Genomic DNA, 22,478 nt, shown 5'->3' with positions numbered 1-22,478 from the left:
GGCCCGTCAGCGGTACGAGACGGTGGCCGGCTTGCCGATGGCGTAGGTGATGGAGCCGCCGCGGAAGGCCTGCGAGCACGAGGTCGCCGAGCAGGTCTCCGCGCCCGTCGGCCAGCCGAGCTTGCCGCGCAGCCACCCCGCCGCACTGTACGCCGTCATGATCGTCGTCGACGACGAGAACGTCCCCGCCGCGGATGCATGGATGAAGCCTCGCTCGTACTTCCTGGCGAGACCGTTGCCGTTGCGATCCGACACCACAGAGACATCCGCCACCGCGTTCCCCAGCGCACCGGCAGAACCGCCGGCGGCCTTGTAGGCCGCATCGATCGCGCCAGGCGCGACGCCGACCAGCGCCACTGCCGCCTTGCCCTTGGTGTAGGCGATGGAACCGCCCTGGAACGCCTGCGAGCAGTACGTTCCCGCGCAGCTCTCCGCGCCCGTCGGCCAGCCGAGCTTGCCGCGCAGCCACCCCGCCGCACTGTACGCCGTCATGATCGTCGTCGACGACGAGAACGTCCCCGCCGCGGATGCATGGATGAAGCCTCGCTGGTACTTCCTGGCGAGACCGTTGCCGTTGCGATCCGACACCACAGAGACATCCGCCACCGCGTTCCCCAGCGCACCGGCAGAACCGCCGGCAGCCTTGTAGGCCGCATCGATCGCGCCAGGCGCGACGCCGACCAGCGCCACTGCCGCCTTGCCCTTGGTGTAGGCGATGGAACCGCCCTGGAACGCCTGCGAGCAGTACGTTCCCGCGCAGCTCTCCGCGCCCGTCGGCCAGCCGAGCTTGCCGCGCAGCCACCCCGCCGCACTGTACGCCGTCATGATCGTCGCCGAGGATGCGAACGTCCCGGATGCGGAGGAATGGATGCGTCCGCCCGCGAAGCCACGGGTGAGACCGCTGCCGTTCTCGCTGGCGACGACACCGGCGCTCTCGGTGGCGGCGCCCAGCGGGCCCTTGATGCCACCGGAGGCGGTGTGGACCTTCGTGATCGCGGCGGCGCTGACGCCGATGGTGGAGGCTGCCAGGCTGGAACCGGAGAAGCTGATGAGGCCTCCTGCGAACGCCTGCGCGCATACCGCGCCGGTGCAGACCTCGGCGCTGGCCGGCCAGCCGAGCGCACCGCGCAGCCACCCCGCTGCACTGTATGCGGTCATGATCCTGCTCGATGTGCTGAAGGTGCCCGAGGCCGAGGAGTGGATCCACCCGCCTTGGAAGCCCTGCACCACGCCGTTGCCGTTCGGGTCGGTGATCCTCTGCTCCGCGTTCACGGGCCATCCCAGGGCTCCGCGCAGCCAGCCGGCCTTGCTGTACGTCGTCATGAGGGTCGCCGATGTGGCGAACGTCCCTGCTTCCGACGCATGGATGTACCCGTTCTGGTAGTGCTGGGCGAGGCCATGGCCGTTGGGGTCGGTGACGAGGGTCCTGTCCCCCGCCTGCGCCCCGAGCACGCCAGCCGATCCTCCCTGCGCGGCGTGCAGCGCATCGATCGACTTCGACGTGGCCTTCAGCGTCGCGAATGCCGGCTTGCCCGTGGCTGCGCCGATGAAACCGCCGGTGAAGTCCTGCACGCACGATGCGCTGGTGCACGTCTCGCGGCTGGTCGGCCAGCCCAGCGAGCCGCGCAGCCAGCCCGCTGCGCTGTACGCCGTCATGAAGCGGGTCGACGAGGCGAATGTCCCTGCGGCTGACTGGTGGATCCATCCGCTGTCGAACTGCTGGCCGACGCCGTTCCCGTTCGGATCCGTGATGGCGCGCGGCGTCTCCTTCGGGTACCCGAGCGCACCGCCCAGGCCGCCTTGCACGAGGTACTCCTTGTATATCGGCCCGTAGACCGTCAGCGCACCGCGTGCTTTCGTCCAGGTGATGATCCCGTTGGCATAGGTCTGAGTGCACCGCGCCGTGGTCGCCGTGCACGACGGATTCGTCTTGACCGCGCCCAGGACGCCGGTGGATCCGCCGAGCGAGGTGTACAGCGCCTTGATGTCTCGCAGCGGGTCGACTGTCACGGCAGGCTTCTGCGTCGACCCGAACCAATCGGTGAAGTAGTTGTAGAAGTTGCGGTTGCCGTAGCTCGAGCAGCCGTCTCCCGTGCCGTAGCCGGCCCTGAGCGATGCCGCGTTGGGCTGATAGGGCGTGTAGTAGTACAGGGCCGAGGTCGCCTTGTTGGCGACGTAGACGGGCGACGAGCCACAGGAGATCTCGACGTCATAGCGGATCTTCCAGGTGTTGCCGGGCTTGTACCACGTGAAGTACCTGCCCTCCATGTAGATCTGCATCTGGCGCGCTGCGCCGTAGATCTGGTGGAAGAAGCCGACATACGCGGGATTGCAGGGAGCGTCGTCTGGGCAGCCCTGGCCGAGCGCCTTGTCGTACCGCCACTTGCTCGGATACGTGTGCGTGACCAGACCCTGCTCCTTCTGCAGCATGACGATCAGCACCTGCGGGTTGATGCCGCACGACTGCGCGACGCGGTGGATGATCCGCGCCGCGGACTCGCCGCGGGCCCCCGTGTAGCCCTTGCAGTACGCATCCGCGGAGCGGGACACCGAATCCGTCTTGTAGTCCTTCAGGCAGATGATCGGCCCGTACTTGTCGGTGCCGCCCCGGCAGGTCTTGACCTTCGAGTTGAAGAAGCTCTGGATCTGCGCCTCGGTCATCGTCGTGCGGTCGGTGAAGACCGCATCGCTGATGATGTTGCCCGCCGACCAGCCGCTGAGCGACATCTTCGCGGGGCCGTTGACGCCGGCCGCCACAGGAGCCGCAGCGGCCGTCGCAGGCACGGCGGTGCCGAGAAGCAGCGCGAGCACGGCGACGATCGTCGTCGCCCAACGAGCCGTCCTTGACACCATTCGGGGGCGCAATCCACGTGAATGCATGTGAATAGTGTGACTGAAGTTGCGAGATGATGCCACTGGGGCGGTATATTGCGGGATCTCGCTCGGCGTGTCGCGCGACTCTGAACGTTCTCTCAGAGTTCCGCGTGCAGGGCCCAGACGCGTTCGGCCGAGCTCGGCCAGGAGAACGCCCTGGCCCGATCCGACCCGAGAACCCGCAGGCGCTCCCGACCCGATCCGAGCGCATCGACGAGCGCGTCGGACAACTCGTCCGAGGCCACGACCGCTCCCCCGTCGGCGAGGACGTCGCGGTGCACGCCCGACTCCACCGCCACGATCGGGACACCGAGTTCCATCGCCTCGATCAGACGCCACGGCCAGCACATCGCCGGAGAGGAGGCGACGACCGCCCGGGCCCCGGCGAGCGTCGCCGCTCGCGATGCATCGTCGAGCACGCCCCTGATGTGCACGCGTCCGTGAGGCAGCCCCGCCGCCGCGGCCAGGTCGGCGAGCGTGGGCTCGGTGCCCTCCTCGGCATCCACCACCACCGCATCCGTCCCGGCGTGCGCCGTCGCTCGGAAGCCCTGCTCGAGCGATGCGGCGTCCCCTGTGAGGACCACGTAGTCACGGGGCAGCTGCAAGCCGGCGCGCAGCGCCGCGGCATCATCAGGTGAGCGGAACCCGGTCGGCGCTGCACCGGCGATCACCCGGATGCGGTCGCCCAGTGGCGCGATCTCGTCGAGGCGCTCCGCCATGGCATGGGAGGGCACGATCACCGCATCCGCGTGCTTGACGGCGCGCTTGAGCATCGACCGCTGCCACACCACACTCGCCTTCGACAGTGTGTCCGGACTCTCCCAGGCGCACAGGTCCCAGAGCGTCACGGTGGTCTGGTCGTGATCGTGCACGCGGTCATGACGGACCAGCGGAGCCAGCAGCGTCGGCGAGTGGATGAGACCGCCGCCGACTCCGGCGGTGATGCCCATCTGCCAGGCGCCGGCCAGCTCGCGCCGAGCCAGAGGCAGGGTGCGGATCTCGTGCAGGCCGGGCATCGTCACCGACGTGCCGCTCGGCGCGATGGCAGAGACGCCGCAACCGCGCGGCGCGGTGCGGATCAGCCCCTCAGCGAGTCCGAGCCCTGCTCTCGCCAGGTCGGCATCGACGCCGATCTGGTCGAACACGACACGCAGCTGCACACTCATGAGGTCAGCCTAACCTCGCGGCCACGGCCACCCGGGTCGCCCCACCGGCGATCGTCGCACTCGGCAGCGCTTGTCACTTCTCGAGCTCGACGAGATCCTTCTCGGCGATCAGCTCGAGAGAGAGCACCCGGTACCCCTCCGCCTCGAAGAAGACGGTCATCCGGTCCTCCTCCACCGACATGACGGTGCCCGGCCCCCACTCCTCGTGGCGCACGCGATCGTCCACGCCGAACGCGCCCTCTGCCCACCCGCCGTCCGGGGTCGAGGGCTCGCCCTCCTCGCACAGGTCGCAGTTGCCGCACTTCTCGCCCAGATCCTCGCCGAAGTAGTGCAGCAGGGTTCGACGCCGGCACCTGCGGCTCTCGGCGTACGAGCGCATCATCTCGATCCTGGTCTGCTCGATGCGCTCGCGCTCGTCCGCCCGCTCCCGCGCGTCCGAGACAGCCTCGGCGGGGTCCCCCGGCGTGAGCAGCCGCACACCCTGCCTGCCGATGCGCACGTGCCCGGTGTCGGACAGCAGCGCCAGCAGGGCGGTGACGCGACGGCTCGACAGCCCGGATGCCTCAGCGAGCTCCGTGCGCTTGCTTACCCCGCCGCCCAGCGCACGCAGCACCTTTCGCAGCTCCCCCGCCGATGGCCCGCCCCCGGTGAAGAACCTGCGCAGCGCGAGATCCTCCGGGCGGAAGTGCAGAACGGCGACTGCCGGCTGCCCGTCGCGGCCGGCTCGACCGATCTCCTGGTAGTACGCGTCCAGCGACTCCGGAGCATCGGCGTGCACCACGAACCGCACATCCGGCTTGTCGATCCCCATCCCGAACGCGCAGGTGGCGACGACGACGTCGAGCCTGCCCTCGAGGAGGTCCTCGTGCACCCGATCGCGGCGCTTCGCCGCCATGCCCGCGTGGTACGCCGCCGCGCGCAGACCCCGCGCCTGCAGCAGCTCGGCGTAGCTCTCGGTGTCGCGCCGGGTGGCCGTGTAGACGAGCCCTGGCTTCGCCAGCTGCACGACCTCGTCCACGACAGCAGCCCTCTTCGCGGCATCGTCGGTATGCCTGCGAACCTCCAGCGAGATGTTCGGTCGGTCGAGATCGCCGATGCATTCGAGAGGATCGTGAAGGTCCAGTCGCCGCACGATCTCCGCGCGGACAGGTGTCGATGCCGTCGCCGTGAGCGCCATGATCGGCGGCCGTCCGAGGCGGTCGGCCGCGGCGCCGAGCGTGAGGTAGTCAGGGCGGAAGTCATGCCCCCATGACGCGATGCAGTGCGCCTCGTCGACCACGAGAAGAGTCACGTCGAGCTCAGCAAGCGCCTCGAGGACGTCATCCTTGGCCAGCTGCTCGGGCGCGAGCAGCACGATCCGAGCGCCGCCGCTGCGCAGCATCCGCCATGCCTCGCGCGTGCGGCGCACCCCGCCTGCCGAGTTCAGGACGACCCCGGCCGGGGCGTCCGGAGAGTTCTCCATGCCGACCAGCTGGTCTTCCTGAAGCGCGATCAACGGCGACACCACGACGGTCACGCCCTCACGAAGGGTCGCCGCGACCTGGTACATCGCCGATTTCCCGTATCCGGTGGCCAGCACCCCGAGCACGTCCCGACCGCGCACGGCTGCCGCGATGGCATCCCGCTGCGCGCCTTTCAGCCGATCGATTCCGAAGGAGTCCCGTGCGACACGGTCGATGTCATCTGCGCTCACTGCCCCAGTCGACCGCAGCTCGGCGGGTGACGCCACGGGGTTGCGTGGCGAACCGCGCAGCCCCTATGCCGGGATCAGGAGCCGTCCGTCGCCGGCGTCTGCGTCGGCGGATGCAGCGTCTGCTGGATCATGTCGCGAATGCGCGCGTAGTCGGGCTCGTGCTCGTCTACACCGGATTCGGGTGTGAGCTCGATCTGCGCGACCTTCTGCTCCTTGGCCTTCATCACGAGGCCGAAGAACTCCGGCAGCTTGTCCTGCGGCAGGTCCGTCTCGACGAGAGCCGTTCCGGCGGCCGCGATCTCGTTGAAGCGCGCGACCACATTCTCGGGAGTGAACTGATCGAGGATGGCCACCTGCAGCTGACGCTGACGCTTCATGCGGTCCCAGTCGCTGGTGGTGTAGCGCGACCGCGCGTACCACTGCGCGGTATCCCCGTCCATGTGCTGCATGCCCGGCTCGATCCAGCCGGTCGCCCACTCCTCGACCGGGCGGCCCGTGTCACCTGGTCCGCCGCCCTTGGGCAGGCGCTCGGTGACCTCGATGTCGACACCGCCGAGTGCGTCGATCAGCTCCGCGAAGGCATCCATGTCGACGAAGACGTAGTACGGGATCTCGATCCCGAGCGCACCCTCCGCTGCGTCCTTCGTGGCCTCGATGCCTGGCGCGGAGTCGTGCTTCGCGGCGTCCGGATACAGCCCGGTTCCATGATCCTCGCGGCAGACCTCAGCGGCATTGCGGATGTGGTTCATCCACGGGTTCCAGCCGCACGTGCGGCTCGAGTGGCCCTCGAACCCGTTCGGGTACAGCTCCTGCATGGGGCTGCCCTCGCTGAAGGGCGCGTTGGGCAGCTCGCGCGGGATGCCGGTGATCGTCACGGCACCGCTCTCGGCGTTGACCGAGACGACGGAGATGCTGTCGAAGCGCATGGAGTCCCGGCCGTCGCCGCTGTCCGCACCGAGCAGGAGGATGTTGTAGTAGCCGTCGCTGGGCGGCAGGCTCGGTCCTCCGCCGCCGAAGATGCTTCCGATGGCGCCGCGGCTGGAGGCCGCGACGGTCGACCCGTAGACGGCGCCGGATGCTGCCAGTGAGAGCACCAGGACGGATGCCACGGGCAGCGCCCAGCGTGACACGGTCGGCACCCTGATCAGCCGCACCAGGCGCAGGGCGTCGATCGTGAGCACGACCCACAGGATCGCGTAGCCGATGAGCAGCACCTGCACGAGGGTGAGCACGAACCACGACAGCGGGCCGACGACGAGCCAGACGAGCGCACCGCGGCCGAACAGCGCGAGGCCCGCGCCGATGAGCACGAGGAGCCAGCCCGACAGGGTCGCGCCGAGGCCGAAGCGCCCGAGACGCCTGTTTCCGGCGAGCACCTGCGCCGACCCGGGGATGAGCGCGTTCAGCACGACGAGCCACCAGCCCCGTCGCGCCATCGTGGCCTCGTCGGCGGTGTCGGGGTAGCGCAGCGGGCGCGTCTCGATGAGCGGCCGCCCGCCTCGCGCGGAGGCGTGCGGAGCGGCCAAGGTCACAGGGAGTCCTTCAGCCGATGGTTCTTCTGCTCGACCTGACGCTCGAGCTCGGCCGCGTACTCCTCGACGCGATCCGCGAGAGCCGCATCGGAGGTGCCCAGGATGCGAGCCGCGAGCAGGCCGGCGTTGCGCGCACCACCGATCGACACGGTCGCGACGGGGATGCCGGCGGGCATCTGCACGATCGACAGCAGCGAGTCCATGCCGTCGAGATATGCGAGCGGCACCGGGACGCCGATGACCGGCAGGGCGGTCATCGAGGCGATCATGCCGGGCAGGTGCGCTGCTCCCCCGGCGCCCGCGATGATGACGCGGACACCGCGGCTGCGTGCCTCTCGCGCGTAGCTCATCAGCTTGTCTGGCGTGCGGTGCGCCGACACGACCTCGACCTCATGCGCGATGCCGAAGTCGGTGAGCGCCTGTGAGGCGTCGCCCATCACGCGCCAGTCGGAGTCGGATCCCATCACGACGCCGACCAGGGGCGAGCTCGAGGAGTGCAGTGGCTCAGTCACCATGACAGGTTACGGGGCGCCTCTGTGAGAAGTTCGCAGCGGCACGCGCCGCGTCGGCTCGTCGGCACCCCCGATCGGCTCAGAGGAAGAGCGACGCGGTGACCCGTGCGATGTAGGCGACATCGTCGAGATCGTCGCCCGAGACGTTCACGTGACCGACCTTGCGACCAGGGCGCGGAGCCTTGCCGTAGGTGTGGATCTTCGCCTCGGGGTGCTGCTGCATGGCGGGGGCGAATCGCTCCGCGAGGGTTCCGTCCTGCGGGCCCCCGAGGATGTTGATCATGACCGTCCACGGCTGACGAGGTTCGGTGCCGCCGAGAGGAAGGTCGGCGACGGCCCGCAGGTGCTGCTCGAACTGCCCGGTGACGGCGCCGTCCTGGCTCCAGTGACCGCTGTTGTGCGGACGCATGGCCAGCTCGTTCACCAGGATCCGCTCGTCATCGGTCTCGAAGAGCTCGACCGCCAGCATCCCCGTCACGCCGATGCCCTCGGCGATCCGCCGGCCGATCTGCTCGGCGACCTCGACGAGCCGCTCTGTCGTGTCGGGCGCCGGCGCGATGACCTCGGCGCACACGCCGTCGCGCTGGACGGTCTCGACGACCGGGTAGGCGGCCATGTCGCCGCTCGGGCGACGGGCGATCTGCTGCGCCAGCTCGCGACGGAAGGAAACGAGCTCCTCGACGAGCAGGGCCTCGCCGGCTGCGGCGTCGAACCAGTCGGCGGCCTCGGCGCCCGAGCGCACGACCCGCACGCCCTTGCCGTCATAACCGCCCCTCGGCGTCTTCACCACCGCGCCTCCGTTGTGCTCGTCGATGAAGCGCTGCAGCTCGTCGGCATCGCGCACCGGCGCCCAGTCGGGCTGCGGCACGCCGAGCTCGGCGAGCCGCGCTCGCATGACCAGCTTGTCCTGCGCGTACTGCAGGGCGTCGGGGCCCGGATGCACCTGCGCACCGTCAGCGACGAGCGCGCGAAGCACCTCCTGCGGGACGTGCTCGTGGTCGAAGGTGATGACGTCGACGTCATTGGCGAAGGCACGCACGGTCTCGAGGTCGCGGTAGTCGCCCACCGCCGTGGCCGCGAGCTGGGCCGACATGCCCTCGTCCTCGGCGAGCACCCGGATGTCGAGCCCGAGTTCGACCGCAGGAGCGATCATCATCCGAGCAAGCTGTCCTCCGCCGATCACACCCACGCGCACGGTCATGCAGCGCCCCTTTCGTCGCATCCATTCTCGCGCACTCCGCGAGTGCCCTCGGACGCCCCGAGGTCAGACGGACGGACTCGCCGCCTGGGCGTCGCGATGAGCGAGGATCTGGTTCACCTCGACCTGGTCGGCGAGCACCTCGTGCACGAGGTTGGCCATCGGAACGTTCTGCAGTCGCATGGGTGCGTCGACGCCGTTGCTCAGCGTGATCGTCCCTGCGCCCCACAGTCGTTGCAGCGGGCCCCGGCGCACGCCGATCGAGTAGCCGCGCATGTGCGAGAGCTCCCGTCTGCGCCGAGAGCCGAGTCCCTCGCGCAGGATGACCCGGCGCGTGGTGATCGTGCAGGTGCGCGAGATCCAGAACAGGTACGGCAGCACGACGAACAGCAGGATCACGATTCCAGCGGCGGCCAGCAGCATCCAGTCCTCGAACGGAGCGGGCAGATTGCCGTAGAGGTACGCCGTCGCACCCGTCGTCGCGATGAGCAGCAGGGCCGGCCAGAACAGCCGCCGTGCGTGGCTGCGAAAACGCGCCACCAGCAGCTCTTCGACAGGCGCACCCGGGGGCGGCATCTTCGGCCGACCACCGAGAGTCACGGGCTGGGTCACACCTCCATTGTGCCCGCGACCCGGCGTCGGCGCGGCAGGCCCGCCGGGCGTGCCGGATCGGGGCGTGCCCGCTCGCGTTCAGGCGAGGCGGGCGTGGACGACATCTCCGGATGCCACTGCCCTCGTCGTCCCGCCGATGTCCACCACCAGGCATCCGTCGTGCTGCAGCCGCACAGCGCGTCCGTGCAGCACGTCTCCGCCGGGCAGCGTGACGTCCACATCCCGGCCGATGCTGAGGCAGCGCCGTTCGGCTTCGGCGTGCAGGCCGGACGCGACGGCGTCGGCGCTCTTGATGAGTCCGTCGACGAGAGCGATGAGCTCGGACAGGTACTCGGCCAGCAGCCTGTCGGCGTCGACGCTCACGCCCAGGACCGCGAAGGAGGTCGCGGTCTGCACCGGCAGCTGGGCCTCGGTCATCGATGTATTCACGCCGGTGCCGACGACGATCCCCTGCGCGGTGACCTCGGCGAGGATGCCGCAGATCTTCCGTCCGTCGACGAGCACGTCGTTCGGCCACTTGAGCCCCACGTCGCGCCCGGGAAGCTGCGCAGCCACAGCATCCGTCATCGCGACACCTGCCGCCAGCGGGACCCACCCCCATGCGTCGATGTCGGCCGGCAGGTCGCGCAGCAGTGTCGACGCGGCGAGCGCCGAGCCCGCCGGGGTCGCCCAGGTGCGATCCAGCCGGCCACGGCCGGCCGTCTGCGCGTCGGTGAGCAGCATGGCGGGGTGTCCCAGGCGCTCCCCCGCCTCGATACGACCCCGCAGCTCGGCGTTGGTCGAACCGCAGGTGTCGAGGACGATCAGCGGATCGGCGAGCGCGCGTGTGCGCGGCAGCTGCATCAGTCGTCGTCCTCGGGGGCGTCTTGGTCGTCATCGTCGGGGGCGTCGCCACCCGCATCCCGGGCGTGCCACTCGTCCCACTTCTGCATGAGCTGCTCGATGGCGCCATGGAACTTCGCGGTCGCCGCCCCCGGCGTCGTGTCGCCGAAGTAGTGCTGCACCCAGGTCCGCAGGCGCGTGACCGCCTCGTCGTCGGCCGCGACCCGCTCGACCTCGGCGACGATGTCGGCGGCGCCGTCCACGGTGAGCCATTCGCACGCCGAGAGGTACCCCGTGGTGTCGATGGATGCGCGCTCGTCGGCCGGCCGCGTGATCAGCAGCGGCTTGCCTGCGGCGAGACGGTCGTAGACCATCGCGGAGATGTCGACGACTGCGACGTCGGCGGCGGCGAGCTGCCAGCCGAGCTCCGGTCCGTCGTCGTACACGTGCTGCGCTGCGGCATTTGCGGCGTTCGCCTCCGCGATCGCCGCCAGGATCCGCCGGTGCGCGGCGCCGTACTCGTCGTCGACCACGCCGCTGCGCGGGTGCGGACGGTAGATCACCCGGTGATGCCCTGTGGCCAGCAACTCGGTGACGAGCTTCTCACCGTGCGAGACGATCGAGCCGTAGTGCGCCGACGGACGGTCCCCCTCCCAGGTGGGTGCGTAGAGAACGACCTGACGCTCATCCGGCGTGTACGGGAGGGTGCCCGAATAATGGTCGGCCTGCGGCCGGCCGATCTCGATCGCGCGCTTGTCGAGGTCGTAGTCCCACAGAGTGCGGCTCAGCCGTTCCCGCGCCGCCTGACCCGCGATCAGCGCGTAGTCGTATGCCTTGTACTGATTCGTGGTCATGTACATCTTGTCGGACTCGCCGTGGTTGATGAACACATGCCAGCGACGGCCGTAGCGGAACATCTGGAAATTGCGGGTGTTCTGGTTCACGTAGAGGACGATGCGGATGTCCTGCTTGGCGATGAACTTCTCGAGATCGCGCACCGTGGGCACGAAGGCCACGGGCGGGCCGTCCTCCTCGATCAGCTTCTCGGCGCCGGTCGCGCTGCGCGAGAGCACGACGACGGGCCAGCGCTTCGCGAGCTCCGCGAGCGGACGGTACCACTGACGCATCTGGTACATGTTGACCGCCCCGTCAGCGAAGTAGACCGCGATGCGGTAGTGCTGATGCGGATGCGGCCCCTGCGCGGCGAGCCGTCGACGCACCCGCTGCACGGCTGAACGCGAGGCGAGGGCCTTCTGCAGCAGTCGATACGCCTTCTTGCCATCTGAGACCACACCCATCCCTCCAGGATACCGGCGACGACGGCGCATCTCAGGCCTCGGGACGCCCGGCAGCGGCCTCCCAGAGTCGGTCGATCGCCGCCTCGAACCGGGCGGTCGCTGCCCCCGGCGTCGTATCGCCGAAATACCGTGCCGACCAGCGGCTCAGCCTGTCGATCGCCTCAGCGTCGACGCGCACGCGCTCGATCGCCGCCGCCCCGTCCCCGGCGGCCTCCTCGGCCGTGAGCCATTCGCACGCCGAGAGGTATCCACTCGCGTCGATCTCCGCCTCGGAGCTTGTCGGGCGGGTCACGAGGAGGGGGCGCCCCGTGGCGAGGCGGTCGTAGATCATGGCAGACACATCGAGCACGGCCACGTCGGCCGCCGTCAGCTGCCAGCCGATCTCGGGCCCGTCATCGTGCACGTGGTGCGCGGCGGGGTCCGCTTCGTTGGCCGCCGTCAGCAGCCCCACGATCCGCTCGCTCGCGGCCCGGTAGTCGTCGTCCATCACCCCCGTACGGGGGTGGGGGCGGTAGATCACACGATGCCGGCCGGTGGCCACCAGCGCCTCGACGAGCGCCACTCCGTGCGTGCGCACCGACCCGTATGCCATCGATGCCCTGTCGCCCTCCCACGTCGGCGCGTACAGCACCACCGTCCGCTCATCCGGTGCGAACGGCAGCTCGCCGGTGAAGTGATCCGCCTGCGGGCGGCCGATCATGGTCGTGCGGGTATCGACGTCGTAGTCCCACAGGGCATCCGCGAGGCGGTCGCGTGCAGCCTCTCCTGCGATGAGCGCATGGTCGTACGCCTTGTACTGATTGCTGATCATGTAGACCTTGTCGGACTCGCCGTGATTGATGAACACGTGCGTGCGGCGGCCATACCGGAACATCTGGAAGTTGCGGGTGTTCTGATTCACGTAGAGCACGATCCTGATGTCCTGCTCGGCGAGGAAGGCCTCCAGCTCAGCGATCTCCGGCACGAAGGCGACGGGCAGCGCGTCGTCGCGCAGCAGCGCCTCGGCGCCCAGCGGCGAGCGCGAGATCACGACAACGGGGTACCGCTCGGTGAGCCGTCGCAGCGGCCGGTACCACTGACGGATCTGGTACATGTTCACGTCGGTGTCGGCGAAGTAGACCGCGATCCGGAAACGGTGCGCAGGCAGCGGCGGCCTCTCGGCCAGCATGTGCCGTACGCTCTCACGCGCCGCGCGGATCCGTATCGCGCGGCGCAGCAGCCGGTACGCCTTCTTCGCATCTCGGAGTGCGTCCATCCGGGGGACGCTAGCCGTCGAACCTCCGAATCGTCCGAACCGGGCTGCCGAGGGCGCATGACATGATCGACACGTGCACGATGACGACAGGATCACCTCCGCCGGCGTCTCGTTCGTGATGCCCGTGCTGAACGAGCGTGCGTACCTCGAGCACGCGGTGCGCTCGGTCCTCGAGCAGGACGTCGACGGACCGACCGAGCTGGTCCTCGCCCTCGGTCCGTCGAGCGACGGCACGACCGAGCTGGCACGCCGCCTCGCAGCCGAGGACGAGCGGATCCTTCTCGTCGACAATCCCGCGGCGCACATCCCCGTCGGCCTCAATGCGGCCATCCGCGCCAGCACCCACGCGACGATCATCCGGGTCGACGCTCATTCCGAGCTCTCGCCCGGGTACGCGCGGCGTGCTCTCGAGACGCTTCAGCGCACGGGAGCCGCGAACGTCGGCGGTGTGATGCGGGCCGATGGCCGCACACCGTTCCAGCGCGCGGTCGCACGCCTGTACAACTCGCCCGTGGGGCTGGGCGGAGGTGCGTACCACGGCAGCGATCATGAGGGCGAGGCCGAGTCGGCGTACCTCGGCGTGATGCGCCGTGAGGTGATCGAACAGGTCGGCCTCTTCGACGAGACGATCCGTCGCGGCGAGGACTGGGAGCTGAACCTGCGCATCCGACAGGCCGGGCACCTGGTGTGGTTCGATCCCGCGCTGTCGGTCACGTACTGGCCACGGGAGAGCTGGGTGCGACTGGCACGGCAGTTCCGTGCGACCGGCGCCTGGCGCGGTGAACTCGTGCGCCGCTTCGGTCGCAGGAACGGACTGCGGTACTTCGCCCCGCCTGCGCTCGTCATCGTGACCGCCGCGGCAGCGCTGGTCGGCGTCCTGCAGCTCGTCGGCCTGCTGCGCGGCGTCGCCGGCCTGGTCGCCTCGATCGTCTATCTGCCCCTGATCGCGTACGCGCTGCTCGTCATCGGCGTCGGTCTCGCCGGTCCAGGCGGTGTGCGCCAGCGACTGTGGACCATGGCGGTGCTGCCCACGATGCACTTCTCCTGGGGCCTGGGCTTCATCGGCGGGGCGCTTCGAGGGGCTCGTGACACCGTCGACGCCTCACGACTCGGCTCGCGCAACACGCCGCTCCCCTGACCGCCGCCTCTCCCCTGACCGCCGTGCGGGTCAGGGGTCGCACGCTCGGCGATCAGACGGTCAGCCAGCCCTGATCGAGGATGCGCGAGACGACGCGATCGGCCGCCTGACCGTCGTCACGACGATTGAACTGCGATCGCCAGGCCGCATAGCGCTCACGGAAGGCCTCGGGCACCTCGAGGTCGTCGAGCGCGCGCACGAGCTCATCCTGGCTGTGCACGAGGGGGCCGGGAGCCCGCTCGGCGAGATCGAAGTAGAACCCGCGCAGCTGGCCACGGTAGTGCTCGAGGTCGGGCACGAGGAAGAACATCGGCCGGCCGGTCACGCTGAAGTCGAACATCACCGAGGAGTAGTCGGTGACGAGAACGTCGGCGATGAGCAGAAGGCGGGCCGTCTCGGGGTAGCCCGTGACGTCGATCACGCGCGCTCCCGCGTGGTCGCGCCCAGGGCGGATCGTCCGCGAATGCCCCCGCACGAGAACGACGGAGTCGGTCTGCTCTGCCAGCAGCTGCGGATCGACGAAGTCGACCATCTCCGAGCGATCGTCGCGCCACGTGGGCGCATACAGGATGACCCGCTCGTCAGCGCCGATTTCGAGGGCCTTCCGGACGGGCCGCGGGTCACCGTTCACCAGGACGTCGTTGCGCGGATACCCCTCGACCCAGATCGGCTTGCCGAAGAACGCATACGCCTTCTTGAGGATGCGCGAGGCGTACGGGTTCTGCGCGAGGAGCACATCCCACCGTCGGGACTCCTTCACGACCGCCGCCATGCGCCGCGGATCGAAGCCGGGCCGGTGCAGGGCGAGTCGTTTGAGCGGCGTGCCGTGCCAGGTCTGCAGCACGATCTGACCGGGTTTGCGCACGAACCTGCGTCGCAGCCAGTCGTTGACGACGAGGATCCGTGATTCGGCGCGGGCGCGCCACCACTCGGGGCCGCCTTCCACTACGGCGATCGCGCCTTCCGGCACCTCCACCGACAGGTCGGTGACGCTCCAGTACCTGGCCACCGATGGCGCGCGCTCGGCGAGCACGCGGTCGATCGCACGGGGATTGCATCCGGCGGTCTGGCCGTAGAAGCTCTCGAAGAACACCGCGTTCTCTCCGGCGCCGATCTGGGACGCGTACCGCTGCTCGAGGGTCCGCTGCCCCTCGATGGTCTCGTAGATCGGGGCGATCGGCGGCGCGATGGTGACGACGGCGCCTCGCACCTCGATGCGCAACCCGGGAAGCAGGGTGGGCTCGAGTTCGGCTCCGTCGATGTCCGCGCCGTCGACGGTCAGCTCGTACTGACCGGCCGGCAGCGGCAGCTCCGCTCCTCCCCAACGAGAGATCCGAAGGGGCACAGTCGCCTTCCAGGTCTTCCCTCCGCCCGTGAGACGGGCCGAGACCCGGGCACGCGGCCCGACGAGTGCGGCGGATGCGGGGCGTGCCCCCGTTCCCGAGATGATCAGGGTCTGCGTCTGCTCATCGATCCGAGCGGTGGTCATCGTGCTCCCTTCGGCGCGGGGATGCCGCGCGCGCGGATGGCCTGGTACACGCGCCGGGCGTTCTGCCCGTCGCGGTATGCGTGCATGTGAGCGCTGAGCTCAGCGGATCGCGCCGAGCGCTCGGCCCGCACCGCGTCATCCGACAGCACGGCGTCGAGCTGATCGAGCGCCGTCTCCCAGTCGGTCGCGCTGTCGTCGCCGGCGACGTCGGCGTACCGACCGTAGAATCCGCGTTCGAGGGCGTACCTGTCGGCATCCGGGGCGAGATAGACGACGGGCATCGCGAGCAGCCCTACGTCGTACGCCATCGACGAGTAGTCGGTGATGAGGATGTCGACGCGCGGCAGTGCCGGCGTCACGTCGGCCAGCAGGTCCGAGTTCAGCATCCGCACCCGGCCGCTCGACCACGGCGGGGCGTACGCCCCCTCACCCAGCGGGTGCGAGCGGATGAAGAGGATCGCGTCGTGCTTCTCGAGGAGGCGCACGATGTCCACCCACTGCGCGGCCGTGGGGACGGCGGGGTCCGGGGCGCCATCGCGCCAGGTCGGGGCGTAGAGCAGCACCCGCTGGTGCGCGAGGACCGGCCCGGTGCGGGTGAGCAGCTGTGCGGCATCCCCGCGTCGCTGCTGAGGGATGCCGACGGAGAGCACGTCGACCCGGGGCTCCCCTGTGACGACGACGCGATCATCGCCCAGGCCGAAGGCCGATTCCAGTCGACCTCGCGAACGGTGCGAAGCGGCCGGCAGCACCTGGATGCGCTGGGCGGCGCCACGGTAGAGCACCGTCAGCAGCCTGCGCAGAACCGCTGCGCCCGGTATCCCTTGCGGCACCTGCGCGGTGATCGGCGAGTCGAGTCCGATCCGCTTGAGCGGGATGCCGTGCCACAGCTGCACGACGAAGGCGTCGCTGCTGCCGTAGCGGTTCACGTCGCCCAGACCGTGCGTCACGACGACGACCCCTGCCCTGATGGTCGCCCACCAGCCGCGCAGACTGTCGCGCGGAACCGTGCGGATGCCGATGGCGCTGGCGTCATCCGCATCCCGGGAGGAGCGCGCGAGCCACAGCGCCCTGTGCCCTTGCTCGGTCGCGACGCGGTACAGGGCGAGAGCGCCATCGCCGATGCCGGCTCCGCAGCCGAACACCCACCGGTCGCCGCGCGGGATCAGCAGCGCCGCGATGCGTCCGGCGGCATACAGCGGGATCCGGAGCAGCTTCGCCGCGTTTCCGGTGCCGAAAGAGAAGGACGCCACCCCGCGAGCCTATCGCGGGGTGGCGTCCTGACCGGGGAGCCGGCTGAGCGCAGCTCAGAGCTGCAGTTCGCCCAGCGTCACCTCTGCCTCGTAGGTCTTTCCCGAGCGCACGTAGCTCAGCGTCGCGTCGCTTCCTGCGGCCGCCGCACGCACCTGTGCGGTCAGGTCGCTCGCTCCGGTGATCGGCACGCCGTTGAACTTCGTGACGATGTCGCCGCGCTTGAGACCCGCGTCTGCGGCAGCGCCACCCGGCGTCGGGGTGTCGATAACCGCACCGGCGACCGAGGCGTCCTGGACAGTCGATGCGTCGCGCACGGTCGCCCCGAGCAGACCGTGCGTCGCCGCACCGTCTGCGATGATCTCGTCAGCCACGCGCTGGGCGATGTTGGAGGGGATCGCGAAGCCGAGACCGATGGAGCCGGCCTCGCTCGACGCGGACGACCCGCCTGCCGTCGCGATCGCGACGTTGATGCCGATGAGGCTGCCCTTGCTGTCGACGAGCGCTCCGCCGGAGTTGCCGGGGTTGATCGCCGCGTCGGTCTGGATCACCGCGATCGAGATCGACTGCTTCGCCTGCTGCTGGCCCATGCCGGGGATGTCGAACTGGAACGGGTTGCCGCTGTCACCCTGCTCGCCCTCGCTGTCCGGCTGCTGCGCCGAATTGTCGGGCAGTGCCGACGACGCGACCTCGATGCTGCGGTTCAGCGCGCTGACGATACCCGTGGTGACCGAGTTCGACAGCCCCAGGGGCGCTCCCACCGCGACGGCGGTGTCGCCGACGTTGAGCTTGCCGGAGTCGGCGAACTCGATCGGAGTGAGATCCTTGGCGTTCTTCAGCTTGATGACGGCGAGGTCGTAGACGGGGTCGGTGCCCACGATGCTGGCCTCGTAGATCCGCCCGTCCGACGTGGTGACGCGCACAGTCGGGTCGGCGGCGGCGCCGCCGAGGGTGACCACGTGCGTGTTGGTCAGCACGTGCCCCTCCTTGTCGAGGATGACTCCCGAGCCGCTGCCGGATTCATTCGAGCCCGCGACTTCGATGGTGACCACGGATGGCAGCACTTCGCTGGCGATCGCAGTGGTCTCGTTGACCGATCCCGGGTTGTTGACGGTGACGCTCTGCGGGCCGGATGCCGACTGCGAGGCGGGCTGGTCGAATACGGCGTTGCCGAGGGCGCTGCCGCCGAAACCGGCCACACCGCCGACCAGCGCTGCGGCGAGGATGAGGCCGGCGACCTTGACCGGCCCGCCGCCCTTCCTCTGACCGGAGGAGGCGGAGGGATCAGGTGCCGCGATGAGCGTCGGATCGAGGGTGAGCGTCTGCTGCTCGCCGGTGGGGGCCAACCCGCCGACGTGCGGCGGCCGTGGCGCGCCGTGGAACTGTCCGGCATAGGGCTGTCCGGAATGCGGCGCGGGGCCGAAGCCCGCTCCCGGCCGCGCGCCCGCTCCCGGCTGGGCGGGAGCGGTGGGCGGCGTGCCGTACTGCGCGGAGGTGCCCGGCTGCGCCGGAACCGGCGGCTGCCATGCCTGCCCTGAGCCGGGCTGCGCCGGACCAGGCTGAGCCGATCCGGCCGGCCCCGGCTCGGTCCGGGGAGCGGTCGGTTCGGAGCCGAAATGCGGGGGGACGTGCTGCCCGGACGCGGCCGACGGCGGAGTCTGAGCTGCGTTCGCCGCCTCGGGGTTCGAGGGCTGGTCTGGGGTGCTGTTGTCGTTCATCTTCTGCTCCTTCTCAAGGCCCTATCAGAGTGACAACCGAGTCTGTGCGTTTCGTATGCCGCGGATGAAATTCGCCTATGGTCTTAGCCTGTCTTGCATGGATGTCATCTCAGGTGCCTGGCGCCGCACGGCAGCGGGCGCGGGCCTGCTGTCCCCTGACGGCCGGGTCGCGCCCACCATCTTCGCCGAGATGTCGGCGGCCGCGGCCCGCACCGGGTCGGTGAACCTCGGCCAGGGGTTCCCCGATGAAGACGGGCCGGCCGAGGTGCTGGAGGCGGCGAGGGAGGCGATCGCGCACGGCGCGAATCAGTATCCACCGGGCCGTGGCATCCCCGATCTGCTCGCTGCGATCACCGAGCATCAGCGGCGCTTCTACGGGCTGCAGGTCGACCCCGACACCGAGGTCCTGGTCACCGCCGGGGCGACCGAGGCACTCGCCGCGACGCTTCTCGCACTGATCGACGGGCCCGACGACGAGGTCGTCGTCTTCGAGCCGTACTACGACTCGTACGCCGCGATCGTCGCACTGGCCGGCGCACGGCTGCGCACCGTGCCCCTGCGACGACCGGACTTCCAGCCCGATCTCGACCAGCTGGCCGGGGTCGTGAACGACCGCACGCGGGTCATCCTGGTCAACGATCCGCACAACCCGACCGGCACCGTGTTCACTCCCGAGGTGCAGACGGAAGTCATTCGTCTCGCGTCCCGGTTCGACGCTGTCATCGTCACAGACGAGGTCTACGAGCATCTCTCGTTCCACACGCCGCACGTGCCGATCGCGTCGCTGCCCGGTGCGGCCGAGCGGACGCTGACGATCTCGTCGGCCGGCAAGACGTTCTCGACGACAGGGTGGAAGATCGGCTGGATGCACGGCCCCGCCGCCCTCATCACCGCCGTGCTGACGGTGAAGCAGTTCCTCACTTACGTGAACGGGTCGGCCTTCCAGCCGGCGATCGCCGTCGGCCTCCGCCTGCCCGACTCGTACTTCGACGACGCGGCGGCGATCATGCTGCGCAAGCATGAGCTTCTTGGCGACGGGCTGCGCGCCGCCGGTCTCGAGGTCTTCGCCCCGCAGGGCGGCTACTTCACGGTGGCCGATGCGAGTGCGCTCGGCGGAGCGGATGCGGCCGCCTTCTGCCGCGCGCTGCCCGAGCGCGCCGGCGTCGCGGCGATCCCGATCAGCGCCTTCGTCGCTCGAGAGAACCAGGCGCAGTACTCAGGGCTCGTCCGGTTCGCCGCGTGCAAGCGCGTCGAGGTGATCGAAGAGGCCGCCAGGCGGCTCTCCGGCCTCCGATGACGCTCGCACGCGTTCAGCGGGGCACGACCCGGTAGCGGCGCAGCCGCAGCGACGGATTCGTCTCCCTCGTGCGGGCGACGAGGCCGGGGTCCAGGGATGCCACGGCCACTCCCTCCCCCGCGCTGACGCCGGCGACGACCACGCCCAGCGGGTCGACCACCTGGGAGTAGCCCACCCCGATGGGCGCCGGATGGTCTGCGGCGATCACGTAGGCCGTGTTCTCGATGGCGCGCGCAGTGAGCAGGGTGTTCCAGTGATGCTCCTTGAGCGGACCGCGCACCCATTCGGCCGGCACGATCAGGGCATCCGAGCCCGCGTCCATCAGCGTCCGAGCCACCTCGGGGAAACGCAGGTCGTAGCAGGTCATGAGCCCGAATCGCATCCCGAATGCGTCGAAGACGGCGGCGTCCCCGAGTTCTCCCGGCTCGATCCAGTCCGACTCGCGCTGTCCGAACGCGTCGTACAGGTGCTGCTTCCGATACACCGCCTGCACACCGGCATCCGAGATCGCGACGACGGTGTTGCGCACGCGACCCGCATCGGCCGTCTCGACCATTCCGGCGACCACGACGACGCCGTGCTCTGCGGCCAGCGCACGCAGAACGGTGACGAACTCGCCGTCGAGCCCCTCGGCGTTCGCCGCGAGGGTGTCGTCCATCGGGTTCACGAAGTAGTTCGAGTACTCCGGCAGCACGACGACGCCGGCACCCCGGGCTGCGGCCTGCGCGACGAGTTCGGCGACCCGCCCGCGGTTCTGCTCTGACGAGTCGGCGGGGGCGAACTGGCAGACGGCGACGAGTGCGGACATGTCCTCATCTTCCCGCATTCGCGAGCAGTCGTCAGCGTCGTCGATCCGGATGCTTCTGCCCGTCTCGACCGTCGTCGGCGGTGGCGTGCGTGTCTCCGGATGCGGAGGCTTCGCCGATCACGGGTATCGCGGCGGTCTCGTCGACGAGCTCCATGCGACGGCGCCCCGCACCACGTACGAATCCGAGGTACACGACGGTGAGCAGGACGATCCACACGGCGCCGACCACGAGTGCGGCTCTGGTGTCGGGGATCACCCCGATCAGTACGATGACGAGGGCGATGACGGCCATCGCGAGATAGCTGCCGACCGGCCACAGCGGCGCGGGAAACTCGGACGGCGGGCTGTTCCGGCGTCTGATCTCGGCCTTCATCCTCGCGTGCGAGATCAGGATCATCAGCCACACCACGACGGTCGCGAAGGTCGCGAGCGCGGCGATGAGGAAGAAGATCTGGTCGTGGAACCAGATGTTCAGCAGCACACCGAGCAGCAGTGCGCACACCATGGCCAGCACCGTCAGGAAGGGCACGCCCGACTTCGTGGTGCGCGCGAAGGCGCGTGGGGCCTGCCCCTGCTCCGCCAGCCCGTGCAGCATGCGGCCGGCGGCGAAGATGTCGGCGTTGATCGCCGAGAGCGCGGCGGTGATCACGACGAGGTTGAGGACGTTGGCCGCGCCTTCGAGGCCCAATCCGCTGAAGATCGACACGAACGGGCTCGCCTCGCCGTCGATCGTGTGCCACGGCTGGATCATCATGATGACGGCCAGTGCGAGCACGTAGAACAGCAGGATGCGCACGGGCACGGAGTTGATCGCCCTCGGCAGGATCTTCTTCGGATTCTCCGCCTCGCCTGCGGTGATGCCGATGACCTCGGTGCCCCCGAACGCGAACATGACGATCGTGAGCGACGCGAGCAGACCCCACAGGCCGTGGGGCGCGAAGCCGCCCTCGGCGAAGAGGTTGGACACGCCCGTCTCGTGGCCCGTCGGGTTCGAGAAGCCGAAGACGATGATCGCGATTCCTCCGGCGATCATCGCCACGATGGCGACGATCTTGATCAGGGCGAACCAGAACTCGAGCTCGCCGAACACCTTGACGCTGGCGAGATTCACCGCGGCGATCACGAAGACGACGGCGAGGATCCACACCCACCGCTCCACCTCGGGGAACCAGAAGCCCATGTACACCCCGAACGCCGTGACGTCGGCGAGCGCCACCACGAACATCTCGAAGGTGTACGTCCACCCCGTGAGGAAGCCGGCGAAGGGTCCGACGTAGCGGGACGCGTACTGACCGAAGGACCCCGCGACCGGGTGCCGCACCGCCATCTCGCCCAGCGCGCGCATGACCAGGAAGATCACCGCGCCGCCGATCATGTAGGCGATGAGCACGGCGGGGCCGGCGGTCTGAATGGCCGCCGACGAACCGTAGAAGAGGCCGGTGCCGATCGCGGACCCGAGAGCCATGAACTGGATGTGCCGGGCGGTGAGCCCGCGGCGGAGGCCGCCTCCGGTCGTCTCTGTCATGCTCACGCTTCTCCTTCGAACGGAATCGGACGGTCGCAGGGCGACCGGCTCCATCGATGAAAGCTCACGACTCATCGCCTTCCAGGCGGATCGGCGGCTTTTCTGTCTGAGATCCCAGATATCCAGCCACGCTGCGACACGATCGCAGCACGAAATGCAGAAGGCCCGGTCCTTTCGGACCGGGCCTTCTTCTTGTTGCGGGGACAGGATTTGAACCTGCGACCTCCGGGTTATGAGCCCGGCGAGCTACCGAACTGCTCCACCCCGCGGCACGTCTTAAAGCCTAACACGGC

Annotated in this window: 17 protein-coding genes and 1 tRNA gene; 2 read left to right on the top strand and 16 right to left on the bottom strand. The window is 69.4% G+C overall.

Annotated features, from left to right (window positions below):
- Positions 1-6 precede the first annotated feature (6 nt).
- From JOE67_RS13590 to JOE67_RS13545, 10 genes are all read right to left on the bottom strand, one after another.
- The gene (locus JOE67_RS13590) at positions 7-2,880 is read right to left on the bottom strand and encodes an LGFP repeat-containing protein (RefSeq protein ID WP_204976059.1); all 2,874 of its coding nucleotides are present in this window, start codon (positions 2,878-2,880) and stop codon (positions 7-9) included.
- A 92-nt stretch (positions 2,881-2,972) separates the two neighbouring features.
- A complete protein-coding gene (locus JOE67_RS13585) occupies positions 2,973-4,040 on the bottom strand; it encodes a glycosyltransferase (protein ID WP_204976058.1) in 1,068 nt (355 codons plus the stop codon).
- Positions 4,041-4,113: 73 nt separating this feature from the next.
- Positions 4,114-5,733, bottom strand: a complete 1,620-nt coding sequence (locus JOE67_RS13580; protein WP_338041617.1) for a RecQ family ATP-dependent DNA helicase — start codon at positions 5,731-5,733, stop codon at positions 4,114-4,116.
- Between the two features lie 74 nt (positions 5,734-5,807).
- Positions 5,808-7,265 carry an LCP family glycopolymer transferase gene (locus JOE67_RS13575; protein ID WP_338041616.1) on the bottom strand — a complete coding sequence of 486 codons (1,458 nt, stop codon included), beginning with the start codon at positions 7,263-7,265 and terminating at the stop codon, positions 5,808-5,810.
- Positions 7,262-7,729 (bottom strand): 5-(carboxyamino)imidazole ribonucleotide mutase, encoded by a 468-nt coding sequence (gene purE / locus JOE67_RS13570; protein WP_204977080.1) that lies wholly within the window; start codon positions 7,727-7,729, stop codon positions 7,262-7,264. Before purE ends, JOE67_RS13575 begins: the two co-directional genes overlap by 4 nt.
- A 127-nt stretch (positions 7,730-7,856) precedes the next feature.
- Complete coding sequence (locus tag JOE67_RS13565; RefSeq protein ID WP_204976056.1) at positions 7,857-8,978, bottom strand: 5-(carboxyamino)imidazole ribonucleotide synthase; 1,122 nt, start codon at positions 8,976-8,978, stop codon at positions 7,857-7,859.
- 63 nt (positions 8,979-9,041) lie between these two features.
- The gene (locus JOE67_RS13560) at positions 9,042-9,587 is read right to left on the bottom strand and encodes a PH domain-containing protein (protein ID WP_338041615.1); all 546 of its coding nucleotides are present in this window, start codon (positions 9,585-9,587) and stop codon (positions 9,042-9,044) included.
- Positions 9,588-9,665: 78 nt separating this feature from the next.
- Positions 9,666-10,430, bottom strand: a complete 765-nt coding sequence (locus JOE67_RS13555) for a biotin--[acetyl-CoA-carboxylase] ligase (protein WP_204976055.1) — start codon at positions 10,428-10,430, stop codon at positions 9,666-9,668.
- Entirely contained in the window at positions 10,430-11,707 is a 1,278-nt protein-coding gene (locus JOE67_RS13550) for a CDP-glycerol glycerophosphotransferase family protein (RefSeq protein ID WP_204976054.1), read from the bottom strand. Before JOE67_RS13550 ends, JOE67_RS13555 begins: the two co-directional genes overlap by 1 nt.
- A gap of 31 nt (positions 11,708-11,738) precedes the next feature.
- Positions 11,739-12,962, bottom strand: a complete 1,224-nt coding sequence (locus JOE67_RS13545; protein ID WP_204976053.1) for a hypothetical protein — start codon at positions 12,960-12,962, stop codon at positions 11,739-11,741.
- 73 nt (positions 12,963-13,035) lie between these two features.
- On the opposite strand from JOE67_RS13545, the gene JOE67_RS13540 reads away from it, so the two are divergent.
- Positions 13,036-14,100: a glycosyltransferase family 2 protein gene (locus JOE67_RS13540; RefSeq protein WP_476737661.1), complete on the top strand. Its 1,065-nt coding sequence runs from the start codon at positions 13,036-13,038 to the stop codon at positions 14,098-14,100.
- A 52-nt stretch (positions 14,101-14,152) separates the two neighbouring features.
- Here JOE67_RS13540 and JOE67_RS13535 read toward each other — a convergent pair whose 3' ends face one another.
- From JOE67_RS13535 to JOE67_RS13525, 3 genes are read right to left on the bottom strand one after another with little or no spacing between them, the layout of a single operon-like run.
- Positions 14,153-15,589, bottom strand: a complete 1,437-nt coding sequence (locus JOE67_RS13535) for a CDP-glycerol glycerophosphotransferase family protein (RefSeq protein WP_204976052.1) — start codon at positions 15,587-15,589, stop codon at positions 14,153-14,155.
- On the bottom strand, positions 15,586-16,839 hold the full coding sequence (locus JOE67_RS13530; RefSeq protein ID WP_204976051.1) for a CDP-glycerol glycerophosphotransferase family protein: 1,254 nt from the start codon (positions 16,837-16,839) through the stop codon (positions 15,586-15,588). The genes JOE67_RS13535 and JOE67_RS13530 overlap by 4 nt, the downstream gene beginning before the upstream one ends.
- 54 nt (positions 16,840-16,893) lie before the next feature.
- Positions 16,894-18,555: a S1C family serine protease gene (locus JOE67_RS13525; RefSeq protein ID WP_204976050.1), complete on the bottom strand. Its 1,662-nt coding sequence runs from the start codon at positions 18,553-18,555 to the stop codon at positions 16,894-16,896.
- A 97-nt stretch (positions 18,556-18,652) separates the two neighbouring features.
- On the opposite strand from JOE67_RS13525, the gene JOE67_RS13520 reads away from it, so the two are divergent.
- Positions 18,653-19,852 (top strand): aminotransferase class I/II-fold pyridoxal phosphate-dependent enzyme, encoded by a 1,200-nt coding sequence (locus JOE67_RS13520; RefSeq protein WP_204976049.1) that lies wholly within the window; start codon positions 18,653-18,655, stop codon positions 19,850-19,852.
- 13 nt (positions 19,853-19,865) lie between these two features.
- On the opposite strand, the gene JOE67_RS13515 is transcribed toward JOE67_RS13520, so the two are convergent.
- The 3 genes from JOE67_RS13515 to JOE67_RS13505 all read right to left on the bottom strand — a co-directional run bounded on the left by JOE67_RS13515 (position 19,866) and on the right by JOE67_RS13505 (position 22,454).
- Positions 19,866-20,660 (bottom strand): carbon-nitrogen hydrolase family protein, encoded by a 795-nt coding sequence (locus JOE67_RS13515; protein ID WP_204976048.1) that lies wholly within the window; start codon positions 20,658-20,660, stop codon positions 19,866-19,868.
- Between the two features lie 31 nt (positions 20,661-20,691).
- Complete coding sequence (locus JOE67_RS13510; protein ID WP_204976047.1) at positions 20,692-22,185, bottom strand: amino acid permease; 1,494 nt, start codon at positions 22,183-22,185, stop codon at positions 20,692-20,694.
- Between the two features lie 195 nt (positions 22,186-22,380).
- Positions 22,381-22,454, bottom strand: a tRNA-Met gene (locus JOE67_RS13505).
- Positions 22,455-22,478: the final 24 nt, after the last annotated feature.

It is taken from the genome of Microbacterium esteraromaticum, from assembly GCF_016907315.1.
Lineage (GTDB): Bacteria > Actinomycetota > Actinomycetes > Actinomycetales > Microbacteriaceae > Microbacterium > Microbacterium esteraromaticum.
The sequence above is the reverse complement of the archived record's forward strand: the minus strand, read 5'-3'. Positions and strand labels throughout refer to the sequence as shown.

Coding starts and splice junctions, on each gene's coding strand:
- JOE67_RS13585 (WP_204976058.1), bottom strand. CDS start 4,040: ATGAGTGTGCAGCTGCGTGTCGTGTTCGACCAGATCGGCGTCGATGCC.
- JOE67_RS13555 (WP_204976055.1), bottom strand. CDS start 10,430: ATGCAGCTGCCGCGCACACGCGCGCTCGCCGATCCGCTGATCGTCCTC.
- JOE67_RS13550 (WP_204976054.1), bottom strand. CDS start 11,707: ATGGGTGTGGTCTCAGATGGCAAGAAGGCGTATCGACTGCTGCAGAAG.
- JOE67_RS13545 (WP_204976053.1), bottom strand. CDS start 12,962: ATGGACGCACTCCGAGATGCGAAGAAGGCGTACCGGCTGCTGCGCCGC.
- purE (WP_204977080.1), bottom strand. CDS start 7,729: ATGGGATCCGACTCCGACTGGCGCGTGATGGGCGACGCCTCACAGGCG.
- JOE67_RS13510 (WP_204976047.1), bottom strand. CDS start 22,185: ATGACAGAGACGACCGGAGGCGGCCTCCGCCGCGGGCTCACCGCCCGG.
- JOE67_RS13565 (WP_204976056.1), bottom strand. CDS start 8,978: ATGACCGTGCGCGTGGGTGTGATCGGCGGAGGACAGCTTGCTCGGATG.
- JOE67_RS13515 (WP_204976048.1), bottom strand. CDS start 20,660: ATGTCCGCACTCGTCGCCGTCTGCCAGTTCGCCCCCGCCGACTCGTCA.
- JOE67_RS13525 (WP_204976050.1), bottom strand. CDS start 18,555: ATGAACGACAACAGCACCCCAGACCAGCCCTCGAACCCCGAGGCGGCG.
- JOE67_RS13520 (WP_204976049.1), top strand. CDS start 18,653: ATGGATGTCATCTCAGGTGCCTGGCGCCGCACGGCAGCGGGCGCGGGC.
- JOE67_RS13535 (WP_204976052.1), bottom strand. CDS start 15,589: ATGACCACCGCTCGGATCGATGAGCAGACGCAGACCCTGATCATCTCG.
- JOE67_RS13590 (WP_204976059.1), bottom strand. CDS start 2,880: ATGCATTCACGTGGATTGCGCCCCCGAATGGTGTCAAGGACGGCTCGT.